At 70.6% G+C, this 13,085-nt stretch carries 11 protein-coding genes; 3 read left to right on the plus strand and 8 right to left on the minus strand.

Translation table 11 applies throughout. The features are described from left to right. Positions 1-96: 96 nt before the first annotated feature. Together HNR67_RS41520 and gltX are read right to left on the minus strand one after the other, a co-directional pair. Positions 97-846, minus strand: a complete 750-nt coding sequence (locus HNR67_RS41520; protein ID WP_312989307.1) for an HAD family hydrolase — start codon at positions 844-846, stop codon at positions 97-99. A 92-nt stretch (positions 847-938) separates the two neighbouring features. Then, positions 939-2,441: a glutamate--tRNA ligase gene (gltX, locus tag HNR67_RS41525; protein WP_185009217.1), complete on the minus strand. Its 1,503-nt coding sequence runs from the start codon at positions 2,439-2,441 to the stop codon at positions 939-941. Positions 2,442-2,510: 69 nt separating this feature from the next. Between gltX and HNR67_RS41530 the strand changes: the two genes are divergently transcribed. Next, the gene (locus HNR67_RS41530; protein WP_185009219.1) at positions 2,511-3,824 is read left to right on the plus strand and encodes an FAD-dependent oxidoreductase; all 1,314 of its coding nucleotides are present in this window, start codon (positions 2,511-2,513) and stop codon (positions 3,822-3,824) included. Positions 3,825-3,945: 121 nt separating this feature from the next. On the opposite strand, the gene HNR67_RS41535 is transcribed toward HNR67_RS41530, so the two are convergent. The 6 genes from HNR67_RS41535 to HNR67_RS41560 all read right to left on the minus strand — a co-directional run bounded on the left by HNR67_RS41535 (position 3,946) and on the right by HNR67_RS41560 (position 10,677). Next, positions 3,946-4,728, minus strand: a complete 783-nt coding sequence (locus tag HNR67_RS41535) for a fumarylacetoacetate hydrolase family protein (protein ID WP_185009221.1) — start codon at positions 4,726-4,728, stop codon at positions 3,946-3,948. 9 nt (positions 4,729-4,737) lie between these two features. After that, positions 4,738-5,442, minus strand: a complete 705-nt coding sequence (locus tag HNR67_RS41540) for a response regulator transcription factor (RefSeq protein WP_185009223.1) — start codon at positions 5,440-5,442, stop codon at positions 4,738-4,740. Positions 5,443-5,526: 84 nt separating this feature from the next. After that, the gene (locus tag HNR67_RS41545; protein ID WP_185009225.1) at positions 5,527-6,399 is read right to left on the minus strand and encodes a trypsin-like serine peptidase; all 873 of its coding nucleotides are present in this window, start codon (positions 6,397-6,399) and stop codon (positions 5,527-5,529) included. Positions 6,400-6,408: 9 nt separating this feature from the next. Next, positions 6,409-7,191, minus strand: a complete 783-nt coding sequence (locus HNR67_RS41550) for a trypsin-like serine peptidase (RefSeq protein WP_185009227.1) — start codon at positions 7,189-7,191, stop codon at positions 6,409-6,411. Positions 7,192-7,312: 121 nt separating this feature from the next. Further along, on the minus strand, positions 7,313-8,950 hold the full coding sequence (gene cimA, locus HNR67_RS41555) for a citramalate synthase (protein ID WP_185009229.1): 1,638 nt from the start codon (positions 8,948-8,950) through the stop codon (positions 7,313-7,315). A 242-nt stretch (positions 8,951-9,192) separates the two neighbouring features. Further along, positions 9,193-10,677: an aminotransferase-like domain-containing protein gene (locus HNR67_RS41560; RefSeq protein WP_185009231.1), complete on the minus strand. Its 1,485-nt coding sequence runs from the start codon at positions 10,675-10,677 to the stop codon at positions 9,193-9,195. A gap of 162 nt (positions 10,678-10,839) precedes the next feature. On the opposite strand from HNR67_RS41560, the gene HNR67_RS41565 reads away from it, so the two are divergent. Then, positions 10,840-12,117 (plus strand): Tm-1-like ATP-binding domain-containing protein, encoded by a 1,278-nt coding sequence (locus tag HNR67_RS41565; RefSeq protein ID WP_185009233.1) that lies wholly within the window; start codon positions 10,840-10,842, stop codon positions 12,115-12,117. Then, positions 12,114-12,935: a phosphoenolpyruvate hydrolase family protein gene (locus HNR67_RS41570; protein WP_185009235.1), complete on the plus strand. Its 822-nt coding sequence runs from the start codon at positions 12,114-12,116 to the stop codon at positions 12,933-12,935. The genes HNR67_RS41565 and HNR67_RS41570 overlap by 4 nt, the downstream gene beginning before the upstream one ends. Positions 12,936-13,085: the final 150 nt, after the last annotated feature.

Genomic DNA, 13,085 nt, shown 5'->3' on the forward strand with positions numbered 1-13,085 from the left:
CGGAGTCTCTGTCGCTGTCCGCCGTGCTGAGATGAATACTAGACCACGATCCCAGCGAATACCTAATCGACCCCCCGGGAACCCCTTCTGCCCAGCTCAACGCACTCGCAGCGGGGCCTCCGCCAGCTCGCACACCAACAGCTCCGGAAGCTGTTCCAGGGACCCGATCACCGACACCCGTGCCGGAAGATCGACAACCCCATCCCCGCTCCGGTCGAGCCACACCCCGTACATCCCCGCATCCCGGGCGCCGACCGCATCCAAGTCCAACCGGTCCCCCACATGCACCGCTTGCTCTGGAGCGATCCCAAGTGCGGCGCAGGTCGTGTGGAAGATCACCTCGTCCGGCTTCGCGACCCCCAGCTCGCCCGCGATGACGACTTCCTCGAAGTACTCGGCCAGCCCGCAGTCCGCCAGCTTCACCCGTTGGAGCGCCCCGCTGGCATTCGTGATCGCGGCCATCCGCAGCCCGGCCCCGCGCAACCACTCCAGACACGGCCCGGCGTCGTCGAAGAGCCGCCAGGCGCGGCGCATGGCGGCCACCCGGCGTTCCTCGCGGGCAATTGCCTCTGAGTCGGAGATGAACTCACCGAGATCGGCGAAGAAGGTGCGCGAGCGCTCCTTGCGCATGGTGTCGTAGTCGATCTCGCCGGCAATGAGGCGGGCCAACTGACATTCCGTTGCGCGTTCCCAGGCTGACCACCCGTTGTCGTGACCGAGTAACGCGGCCAAACCGAGCCGGGCCGAAGTCGCATAGTCGACCAGTGTGTCGTCGATGTCGAAGCACACTGCTCGGATTTGGCCGACCTTCTGCGGGGCAGCGGAGAACGCTAACGCGGATGTCACCCGGTGAGGTTAGACGCGTACCAGCCGTGTTCGAGACTGCTAAAGAGGTGACATTTGCCCGGCTGGCACGGTCAAGTGGTAATCCTGAGTAATCAGGAGGCGGTGGGGACCGCCTCCAGCGCCCGGTTCAACCGCCCGAGCGAGCGGTCCCGGCCCAGCAGTTCGAGGGACTCGTACAGCGGCGGTGACACAGTGCGACCGCTCACCGCGACCCGCACCGGCGCGAACGCCTTCCGCGGCTTCAGCCCCAGTCCGTCGATCAGCGCGGCCTTCAACGCCGCCTCGATCGCCTCGGTCTTCCACTCCGCCAGACCCGTCAACGCCTCCACCGAAGCCCGGAGAACCGGCTCAGCGTCCGCCCCCAGAGCCTTCGCCGCGGACTCCGGCTCAACCTCGAACTCAGATTCCTCAGCGAACAGGAACGCGAGCATCCCGGCCGCCTCGGCCAGCAGCCCGACCCGCTCCTGCACCAGCGGCGCCGCCCCCGCCAGCAGCTCCAGCTGCTCAGCCGTCGGCTCCGCGGGCAGCACGCCAGCCTGCACCAGATACGGCACCAGCCGCTCCCGGAAGTCCGCCGGCGCGAGCAGCCGCATGTGGCTGCCGTTGATCGCCTCGGCCTTCTTCAGGTCGAACCGGGCCGGGTTGGCCGAGACCTTGCCGATGTCGAATGCCTCGATCATCTCGGCCATGGTGAAGACGTCCCGGTCCTCGGCGATGGACCAGCCGAGCAGCGCGAGGTAGTTCAGCAGGCCCTCTGGCAGGAAACCCCGGTCCCGGTGGTGGAACAGGTTCGAGGACGGGTCCCGCTTGGACAGCTTCTTGTTGCCCTCGCCCATGACGAAGGGCAGGTGCCCGAACCGCGGCGTGTACTCCGCCACCCCGATCCGCCGCAGCGCCGCGTACAACGCGATCTGCCGGGGGGTCGACGGCAGCAGGTCCTCGCCGCGGAGCACGTGGGTGATCCGCATCAGCGCGTCGTCGACCGGGTTCACCAGGGTGTAGAGCGGGTCGCCGTTGGCGCGCACCAGCACCTGGTCCGGGATCGAGCCCGCCGGGAAGGTGATCTCGCCGCGCACCAGGTCGGTGAAGGTGATGTCCTCGTTCGGCATCGGCAGCCGCAGCACGGGCTCGCGACCCTCGGCGCGGAAGGCGGCCTTCTGCTCCTCGGTGAGGTCGCGGTCGAAGTTGTCGTAGCCCAGCTTGGGATCGCGACCGGCCGCGCGGTGCCGCGCCTCGACCTCCTCGGTGCTGGAGAAGGACTCGTACAGCTCGCCGGCGGCCACCAGCTTGGCGATCACCTCGCGGTAGATCTCCCGGCGCTGGCTCTGCCGGTACGGCGCGTGCGGGCCGCCGACCTCGGGGCCCTCGTCCCAGTCGAGGCCGAGCCAGCGCAGCCCGTCCAGCAGGGCCTCGTAGGACTCCTCGGAGTCCCGCGCGGCGTCGGTGTCCTCGATGCGGAAGACCAGCTTGCCGCCCTGGTTGCGGGCGTAGGCCCAGTTGAACAGCGCGGTGCGGATCAACCCCACGTGCGGGGTGCCGGTGGGGGAAGGACAGAAGCGCACGCGGACCTCATTCACGGCGGAGAGGTTACTCATCCGATCGGTGGTTGACGAACCGGTTGCCCCAGAGGATCCTGACCTTATTCAACAAGCGTTGAAAAGGGGATGATCACCATGACTGACCAGGGCGCCACGGGGTGCGTCGTGATCGGCGGCGGACCGGCCGGGATGGTGCTGGGCCTGCTGCTGGCCCGCGCCGGGGTGCGGGTGACGGTGCTGGAGAAGCACGGGGACTTCCTGCGGGACTTCCGCGGCGACACCGTGCACCCGTCCACGCTGACCCTGCTGGACGAGCTGGGGCTGGGCGAGGAGTTCGCCAAGGTGCCGCAGCGGCGGGTGGACCGGCTGCGGGTGCAGCTGGCGGACGGCATCGTGCCCATCGGCGACCTGCGCCACCTGCCCGGCGGGCACAAGCACATCGCGCTGGTGCCGCAGTGGGACTTCCTGGACCTGCTCGCCGCGGCGAGCAGGCGTGAACCCGGGTTCGAGCTGCGGATGAACACCGAGGTCACCGGGCTGATCAGGGAGAACGGCAAGGTCGTCGGCGTGCGCCACCGCGACCGGGAGACCGGGATCAGCGGTGAGCTGCGGGCCGGGCTGACCGTGGCCTGCGACGGCCGCAACTCGATCGCGCGCGCCGCGGCCGGGCTGCCGACCAGGGAGTTCGGCGTGCCGATGGACGTGTGGTGGTTCCGGCTGCCCCGGCAGGACGGGGACCCGGCAGGCGGCATCGGCCGGTTCACCGCGGGCCACGCCGCGGTGCTGATCGACCGGGGCGAGTACTTCCAGACCGCCTACCTGATCCGCAAGGGCTCGGACGCCCAGGTGCGCACCGAGGGGGTGCAGGCCTTCCGGGAGCGGATCAGCGCGCTGATCCCCTGGCTGGCCGACCGGATGCACACGGTGGAGTCACTGGAGGAGGTGAAGCTGCTCGACGTCCGGCTGAACCGGTTGCACCGCTGGCACACCGACGGCCTGCTGTGCATCGGCGACGCCGCGCACGCCATGTCACCGGTGTTCGGGGTGGGCATCAACCTGGCCGTGCAGGACGCGGTGGCCACCGCCCGCCTGCTCGCCACGCCACTACGCCGCGGCCGGGTCCGCCCCGCCGACCTGGCCAGGGTGCGCCGCCGCCGCTGGCTGCCAACGGTCGTACTCCAGAGCCTGCAGCGCTTCGTGCACAAACGCCTGCTCAGCCGCACTCTCAGCAGCCAGATCAACCCCAGCGCCGGCATGCCCAAACCCATCGCGCTGATGCAACGCTTCCCGATCCTCCAGCGCATCCCGGCCTACGTGGTCGGCATCGGCCCCCGCCCCGAACACGCCCCCACCTTCGCCCGCCGCCACCCCACCCCCACCCCTAACCCGCCCCACAACGCCCACCCAGACGTCCAAAAACGGCCAACACACCGCCCATAACGGCCAACACACCGTACGAAACCGGCCAACACTCCAAGAGCGAAAACCCCGCCCCGAGTGTTGGCCGATGTCGTACGCAGTGTTGGCCGTTTTTGTACGCCGTGTTGGCCGTTGTGGGGGGTTACCTCGCGGCGATCGGGTTGGTCAGGGTGCCGAGGCCCTCGATCGAGACCGCGACGGTCTGGCCCGGTCGCATCGGGCCCACGCCTGCCGGGGTGCCGGTGAGGATCACGTCGCCGGGCAGCAGGGTCATGATGTGCGAGATGAACTCGATCAGCGCCGGGATGTCGTGCACCATCTGCGCGGTGTGGCCGTCCTGCTTGACCTCGCCGTCCAGCTCGGTCTTGATCTCCACGTCGGCCGCGTCCAGCACGGTCTCCACCCACGGGCCCAGCGGGCAGAAGGTGTCGTAGGTCTTGGCCCTGCCGAAGCCGCCGTCGGCCTTCTGCTGGTCGCGCGCGGTGACGTCGTTGGCGATGGTGTAGCCCAGGATGACCTCCCTGGCCTTGGCCGCCGGGACGTCCTTGCACGGGCGGCCGATGACCACGGCCAGCTCGCCCTCGAAGTCCACCCGCTCGGAACTGGCCGGGAGCTTGATCGCCACGTTCGGGCCGATCACCGTGGTGGAGGGCTTGAGGAAGATGATCGGGCTGGCCGGGGCCTCGCCACCCATCTCCTTGGCGTGGTCGGCGTAGTTGCGGCCGACGCAGACGACCTTGCTGGGCAGCATCGGCGCCAGCAGGCGGACGTCGGCCAGCGGCCAGCGCCTGCCGGTGAACTGGACCTGGCCGAAGGGGTGTTCGGCGATCTCGGCCACGGTCAGCTGATCGGCCGGGCCGTCGAGGTCGCCCTCGATCGCGGCGAAGGCCATGCCCTCGGGGTGGGCTACACGAGCGATACGCACCGGATCACCCTACGACGGCCCGGCAGGCGGCGTCGGGGGACGTAGCACGTAGCCGGTGCGCGGGATGGTGTGGATCATCGGCTCGCGCCGGGCGTCGACCTTGCGGCGGAGGTAGCTGATGTAGGTCGGCACCACCGAGTCCTCGCCCGCGTAGTCGTACTCCCACACGTGGTCCAGGATGTGCTGCTTGGTCAGCACCCGGTTCTGGTGCGTCAGCAGGTGCCGCAGCAGCCGGAACTCGGTCGGACTCAGATCCACCCTGGTCTCGTCCCGCAGCACCAGGTGCGCGTCCTCGTCCAGCCGCAGCCCCGCACAGCTCAGCAGCGGCGACCCGGCCCCGGTACTGCGCCGCAACGCCGCCCGGCAGCGGGCCACCAACTCACCAAGGCTGAACGGTTTGCCCAGGTAGTCGGCACCGGGCACGGACAATCCGGTGATCTTGTCCTGCTGGGTGGCGTCCCGGCCGAGCAGGAACAGCACCGGGATCGAGCAGCCGAACCGGCGCAGTTGATCAGCCAGCGAACCCCCAGGCCCCTTGGCCAGCCGCAGGTCCAGCACGAGCAGGTCGGGCCGCCTGCTCAGCCCCACGGCCAGCGCCGCCCCACCGGTCCCGGCCACCTCGGCCTGGAACCCGGCCCGGCGCAACGCGTTGGCGGCCAGGTCGGCCAGGTAGTGCTCGTCGTCGACGACCAGGATGCGCGCGCCCTCCGTCATCCGGACAGTGTCGACCAACCGGGGGCCGGAAAGCGAGCGCACCGCACAATCCTGTGTGGACTGTGCGGCACGCTCTTCCGGTGCCTACAGATCCTTGACCTGGTCGTAGATGCTGCGGGCGAGGTCACCGAAATAGGCCGCGGTGTTGTCGCCGCCGGAGTGGTGTTCGCTGGTGACCCCCATCACCAGGCCCAGCCCGTTCGCGTCGTAGTCGTACAACCACGGGCCGCCGCTGGCTTCACCGCCCAGGCCGCAGCGCATGATGTGCGCGTCGTCCACCGCGATCCGGCCAGGGATCCCGCCGCAGAACACCTGCCGGAAACCGCGTTCCACGGTGATCGGGTAACCGACGACCTGGGTCTGCTGGCTGTGCGGGGCGTTGAACCACAGACCGTGCGAACTGACCAGGTCGCCGACCCGGTCGCCGTTGGGCCGGTCCTTCATGATCACGAAACCGAAGTCCCACTTGCGGTCCTGGACCAGCGTCCAGCTCTTGGGCACCACGAACCGGGCGGCCTCGAAGCCGCCGATCGGCTCGAACGGATCCTCGTTGGCGTCGGGCTCCAGGCCGGGCACGAACCGCATCGTCTGGATCCAGGGCCGGGCCATTCCGTGGTGGTACAGGCAGTGCGCCGCGGTGACCAGCACCCGCCTGCTCGGGGTGTTGACCACCGAGGCCGAGCACCCCTGGATCTTGCCGTCACCGGTCCAGGCGGCGGTCTTGCCGTTGGTCAGGGAGTAGATCCCGGCGGCCGATGCGGCCTTCCGCGGCGCGGCCGGTGGCACCTTCTCGGACAGCGCGGACAGTGTCGCCAGCGGCACCCGCATGGTCGAGGAACCCCCGCCCACCTCGTGCACGGCCATTTCCACGCTCGCCGCGGGCGCGGCGGACGCACCGCCGGCCAGGGTCGCGCTCAGCACCAGGGCCGCGCCCAGGGCAGCTCGAAGCAAACGCATGTCTCCCCCTCAGCGGTTGGCGACCGACAGGTACAGGGCCTTGGCCTCTGGGCCGAAGTACGGCGCGTGGTTGATCTTGTTCGGGTTGGTGCTGGTCACGCTGATCACGTCGCCGAGCCCGTTGGGCTTGTAGTTGCGCAGCCAGGGACCGCCGCTGGCGCCGTCGTTGCCGTCGCAGCCCATCGTGTGCCGGTTGGTGCCGGCCTCCCGGCCCGCGGTGCCCCAGCAGTACCACTGGGCCTCGCCGTTCTCCATCCGGTACGGGTAGCCGGCGACGTGCACCTGCTGGCGGTAGGCGCTGTTGATGATCAGTCCGTGCGCACCGGCCACATCCACCAGCCGCCTGCCGTCCGGCAGGTCGTTCGTCACCAGGAACGCGTAGTCGTGCCGGTAGTCACCCTGCAGCCACTGCGGCGCCGCCTCGGCATAGGCCACGGTGAAGGCGGGCAGTCGCACACCCATGTGGTACCCGGGGTGGTAGGTGAAGTTCGTGGACACACCGCCGGTGGAGGCCCGGTACACGCAGTGCCCCGCGGTCACCACGACCCGGCCGCTCGGGCTGTTGACCGAGGAGGCCGAGCACTCGCTGTTCTCCCCGTTCCCGTTCACATAGGTCAGCTTGCCGTTGGTCGTGGAGTACCAGGCGTCCTTGGTGCCGGGCCCAGCCGCGACGGCCGGTGCGACCGGGCTGGCCAGTCGTTCCGGCGCCGCGGGTGCCGCCTGCGCGGTGGCCCCACTGAGCGCCGCGCCCACCACCAGCGCCAGCACCGGCACGATCCGTGCGATCCGCATTCTTGCTCTCCCCTAGCTCGGCGACAGCCCCGCTGGGCCGCCGCCGAATGCTAAGCAAAGGGAGAAGTCGTTGTCCTGCAACGGGATTCGACTTCTCCCTTTGAGGCAGAACGCTAGGCCATCAGTGTGTGGTGAGCGTCTCCACCCGCATCGCCTTGTGTGCCAGCGCGTCGCACAGCGCCAGCCAGCTCGCCTCGACGATGTTGCCGTGCACACCCACCGTGGTCCACTCGGCCTGGCCGTCGGAGGACTCCACCAGCACCCTGGTCACCGCGTCGGTGCCGTGTTGTTCGGTGAGGATGCGCACCTTGTAGTCGATGAGTTGCACCGAGGCCAGCCAGGGCAGGTGCGGCAGCAGGGCCTTGCGCAACGCGGCGTCCAGGGCGTGCACCGGGCCGTTGCCCTCGGCGGTGGCGATCACGCGTTCGCCGCCGACGTGCACCTTGACCGTGGCCTCGGAGATCACCACGCCGTCCGGGCGGTGGTCGAGCACAACCCGGTAGGAGTCAAGGACGAACGGCGGCGAGACCGTCTCCTGTGGACCGTCCGGAGTGGACATCTCGCCGCGCAGCAGCAGTTCCAGCGAGGCGTCGGCCGCCTCGAAGGACCAGCCGCGGGCCTCCAGTTCCTTGACCTTGCGCACGGTGCGGGTGACCGCTTCCCCCTGGCCGGCCAGGTCCAGTCCAAGCTCTTTTCCCTTGAGCTCGATACTGGCCCGGCCGGCCATCTCGGTGACCAGGACTCGCATGCCGTTGCCGACGGTGGCCGGATCGATGTGGTTGTACAGATCCGGGTCCACCTTGATCGCGCTCGCGTGCAGACCCGCCTTGTGAGCGAAAGCCGCTGTCCCGACATACGCCTGGTGGGCGTCGGGTGCGATGTTGGCGATCTCGGCCAGGGCATGGGAAACGCGAGTCAGCTCGGACAGCGCAGCGGTGGGTAGCACCGGCATGTCCAGCTTGGTCACCAGGTTTGCCACCACGGCGAACAGGTCGGCGTTGCCTGCCCGTTCGCCGTAGCCGTTCGCGGTGCACTGCACGTGGGTGGCGCCGGCCTGTACGGCGGCCACGCTGTTGCCCACGGCGCAGGCGGTGTCGTCCTGGCAGTGGATGCCGACCCGGAAACCGGTCCGCTCCACCACCTCGGCGACGGTCTTGGCGATGCCCAGCGGGAGCTGGCCGCCGTTGGTGTCACACAACACCACGACGTCCGCGCCCGCCTCCACCCCGGCGCTGAGCACGCGCAGCGCGCAGTCCGGGTCGTGGGCGTAGCCGTCGAAGAAGTGCTCGGCGTCCAGGAACACCCGGCGGCCCTGCCCGGTGAGGAAGGACACCGTGTCGGCGACCATCGCGGCCGCCTCCTCCACGCTGGTGCGCAGCGCGCGTTCGATGTGCCGCCGGTCGGACTTGGCCACCAGCGTGATCACCGGCGCCTGCGAGTCCAGCAGCGCGCGCACCTGCGGATCGGTCTCCGCCTTCGCGCCCGGCCGCCTGGTGGCGCCGAAGGCGACCAGCGCGGCGTGCCGCAGCTGCAGCTCACCGGCCGCCGCCCTGGCGAAGAACTCGGTGTCCTTGGGCAGCGCGCCCGGCCAGCCACCCTCGATGAAGCCCACCCCGACCGAGTCCAGCAACCGGGCCACCGCGAGCTTGTCGGTGGCCGAGTAGGTGATGCCCTCGCGCTGCGCGCCGTCCCGCAGGGTCGTGTCGTAGACGTGGAAGCTGTCACCGAGCGGGGTCTCGGCCGGGCTGGTGCGGGTCACGGGAGGCTCCATGTGGCGGGAGGCACTACGGGTTTCGACAGTCGGAAGGCCAAACAAAAAGACCCCCCGCGAATGCGAGAGGTCTGCGCGCCGGGTGCTGGAGAGGCACTACCCGACGCGCTCGTCAATAATGATCACGAAACGTGAAGTCACGCCAAGGATGCTGCCACACACCCGCACCGAATATCCAGCACACGGACGGGTGCTCCCAGATCGCGGGACAACGCGACGGCAGGCCCTGGTCAGTCGTCGGCCGCGGCCAGCCTGCGGATTCCCTCCCTGACCCGCTCCGGCGACACCGAGTAACCGACCCGCAGCCACTCGCGCAGGCCCTCGGCCGCGGAATAGGCGGGCCCCGGCACCACCAGCACCCCGTGCTTGCGCGCCCGCGCGGCCAGCGCCACCGAGTCCCGGCCGGGTGCGCGCAGCCACAGCGCCGCCCCGCCCAGCGGCCGGGCGAACTCCCAGCCGGGCAGGTGCTCGTGCGCGGCCTGCTCGGCCGCGGTCAGCCCGGCGGAGAGCTGGCCCATCCGCAGCCGCCGGGCGTGATCGCTGTGCGGCAACAACTTCAGCCCGAGCAGCTGACTGGGCACCGAACTGCCCAGATCGGCGGCGTTCTTCACCCGGCTCAGCCGCGTGATCAGATCCGGCGGCCCGTGCACCCAGCCGACCCGCAGCCCGCCCCAGAACAGTTTGGACAGTGAGCCCACGGAGAACACGGTGGCGGGCACGCCGTGCTCGGCGGCCACCGCGGCCAGCGGCGCGGGCGGCGGCCAGCTCAGCGAGGTGTCCACAGTGGACCCGTCGTCCACCACGGCCACCCCGGTGGCCGCGGCCGCGCGCACCACCCGCAGCCGGTCGGCCAGGCCGAGGGTGGCGCCGGTCGGGTTGTGCGCGGTGGGCAGTAGATAGAGCAGCTTCGGGCGGCGGGACTCCAGCAGCCGCTCCAGCACCTCGATGTCCACCCCGCCGGGACCGCGCCGCCCGGTGCGCACCGGCACCGAGAGCACCTTGGCGCCCCTGGCCCGGAACGCCTCCAGCGCGCCGCGGTAAGTGGGCTCCTCCAGCACGATCTCATCGCCCGGTTGCAGCAGCCCCTGGGCGAGCATGTCCACCGCTTGCTGGGAGCCGCTGGTGACGATGACGTCCTCGGCCGCCGCGGGCACCCCACGTCCGGCCAGCTGGGTGGCCAGCGCCACCCGCAGCTCGGGCAGGCCACCGACGAAGTAGCCGTGATGGTCCAGCAGACCGGCGTAGTCGGCCGCGCCCACGGTGGCGGCGATCTCGGCCACCATCGGCAGGCCGGGCAGCGCGCCGGTGGACAGGTCCACGGTGTCCGGCGGGTTGGGCAGGTGCGCGCCGGTGAGCGGGGCCGGCACCGCGCCGCTGCGGCCGAGGCCGAGCGCGCCCGCCCTGGACTCCGGCGCCGGGTAGTCGATGCCGGGCCGCCGCGCCCAGGTGCCGCTGCCCTGACGGCTGGCCAGCCAGCCCTCGCTGCGCAGGTCGTCGTAGGCGGCCACCACGGTGGACCGGCTCACCGCGAGCGAGACCGCCATCGCCCGTTCGGCGGGCAGCCGGGTGCCCGCTGGCAGTTCCCCGCTCTCCACGAGCTGCCGGATCGCGAGTGCCAGCCGTCGGTGCAGGGACCCGGTTTCCTCGGTCCAACCCTGGAGTAGTCCAGCCAGACGGGTGACGCTGATCGCGGATTTGCCCAGTCGAGCGGACACCCGCAGTCCACCTCCGCGGAATTGGCCTGCTCAGGGCCGATCGGACCGGAGCAGTCTCTGATCTGATGGGCCGCAACGTATCGGAATGATCATCTCCGTAGTCGCGCACACCTCATTCGACGTTACTTCACGCTGGACTTCCGCTGGAAGGAGCCGCTCGCCTTGGCGACCGTGGTGCTGGTCGGGACCCTGGACACCAAGGGAGTTGAGTACGCCTGGCTCGCCGAGCGGATCACCGCGGCGGGCTGCGCGGTGCTGCTGGTGGACACCGGAGTCCTCGGCGATCCGTTGACCAGGGCGGACATCAGCGCCCGGGAGGTCGCCGCGGCGGCAGGGGTGGAGCTGGGCGAGCTGCGCGCGGCCGGGGACCGGGGCGCGGCGCTGACCGCGATGGCCACCGGCGCGGCCGCGATCGTCACCTGTCTGCACCAGCAGGGCATGCTGCACGGCATCATCGGCCTCGGCGGCTCCGGCGGGTCCGCGGTGGCCAGCGCGGCCATGCGGGCGCTGCCGGTGGGCGTGCCCAAGCTGCTGGTGTCCACGATGGCCTCCGGGGACACCACGCCGTACGTGGACGCCATCGACCTGGCCATGATGTACAGCGTGGTGGACATCGCCGGGCTCAACTCGGTCTCCGAGCTGATCCTGCGCAACGCCGCCAACGGGATCGCCGGCATGTCCCAGGGCTACGAGCACGCACTGCAGAACGCCGACCCGCGCGGCGCGGAGCAGCGGCCGGTGGTGGCCGCGACCATGTTCGGCGTCACCACCCCGGCGGTGGACGCCGCCCGCGACCGGCTGACCGAACTCGGCTACGAGGTGCTGGTCTTCCACGCCACCGGCTCCGGCGGCAGGTCGATGGAGGCACTGGCCGGAAGCGGACTGCTGGCAGGCGTGCTGGACCTGACCACAACCGAACTGGCCGACGACCTGGTCGGCGGAGTGCTCTCGGCCGGACCGCAGCGGCTGGCCGCGGCAGGCCGGGCCGGACTGCCGCAGGTGGTGAGCCTCGGCGCGCTGGACATGGTCAACTTCGGTCCGCTGGAGACCGTGCCGGAGCGCTTCGCCGAGCGGAACCTGTACGTGCACAACGCGACCGTGACCCTGATGCGCACCACCCCGGCGGAGAACCGGGAGCTGGGCAGGCGGATCGCGGCCAAACTGCGTGCGGCCACCGGACCGGCCGCGTTGTTCGTGCCGCTGCGCGGGGTCTCCGCGATCGACGCCGCGGACGGGCCCTTCGACGACCGGGTGGCCGATGCCGCCCTGTTCGGGGTGTTGCGCACCTCGCTGGCCGGCAGCACGGTGGAGCTGCACGAGCACGACGCGCACATCAACGACCCGGAGTTCGCCGTCGCGATGGCCGACCGGTTGCACGAGTTGATCACAGCGGGGGCCCGGACCGGGAACGCGGCGCTCGCGGGAGGGCCCGCACGATGAGTCGTGGCGAGATCCTGGCCGGATTGCGGTCCACAGTGGAACAGGGCAGGCCGATCATTGGCGCGGGCGCGGGCAACGGCCTCTCCGCCAAGTGCGCCGAGGCCGGTGGCGCGGACCTGCTGATCATCTACAACTCCGGCCGGTACCGGATGAACGGCCGCGGTTCGCTGGCCGGGCTGATGCCCTACGGCGACGCGAACGCGATCGTGCTGGAGATGGCGGGCGAGGTGTTACCGGTGGTGCGGCACACCCCGGTGCTGGCCGGGGTCTGCGGCACGGATCCGTTCCGGGTCATGCCGCACTTCCTGGACCAGCTGGCCGCACTCGGTTTCGCCGGCGTGCAGAACTTCCCCACGGTCGGCCTGATCGACGGGGTGTTCCGGGCCAACCTGGAGGAGACCGGGATGGGCTACGACCTGGAGGTCGAACTCATCCGCCTTGCCGCGCAACGGGATCTGCTCACCGCCCCGTACGTCTTCGACCCGGACCAGGCGGCCGCGATGGCCGCGGCGGGCGCGGATGTGCTGGTGCCGCACATGGGCCTGACCACCAAGGGCTCGATCGGGGCGGCCACCGCGGTGTCCCTGGACGAGGCGGTGGCCCGGGTGCAGGCCATGCGGGACGCGGCGGTGGCGGTGAACCCGGAGATCCTGGTGCTCTGCCATGGCGGCCCGATCGCCGATCCGGCCGACGCCGAGTACGTGCTGGCCAGGACCGAGGGGGTGGCCGGGTTCTTCGGCGCCTCCTCGATGGAACGACTACCGACCGAGATCGCGCTGACCGCGCGGGTGGCGGAGTTCAAGAACATCCCGATCTGACCCCCAGACCCGGCCGTCGACGGTTTCCCCCAGGACCCGAGTCGGCCTGCCAGTCGTCCGGTGCGGCCCGCCAGCCCACCGGACGACCCCGAAGCCCCCCGTGTTGCCCGTCATCACGGGGGGCTTCACCCCATCAACGCAAGGAGCCCC

It is taken from the genome of Crossiella cryophila (assembly GCF_014204915.1).
Lineage (GTDB): Bacteria > Actinomycetota > Actinomycetes > Mycobacteriales > Pseudonocardiaceae > Crossiella > Crossiella cryophila.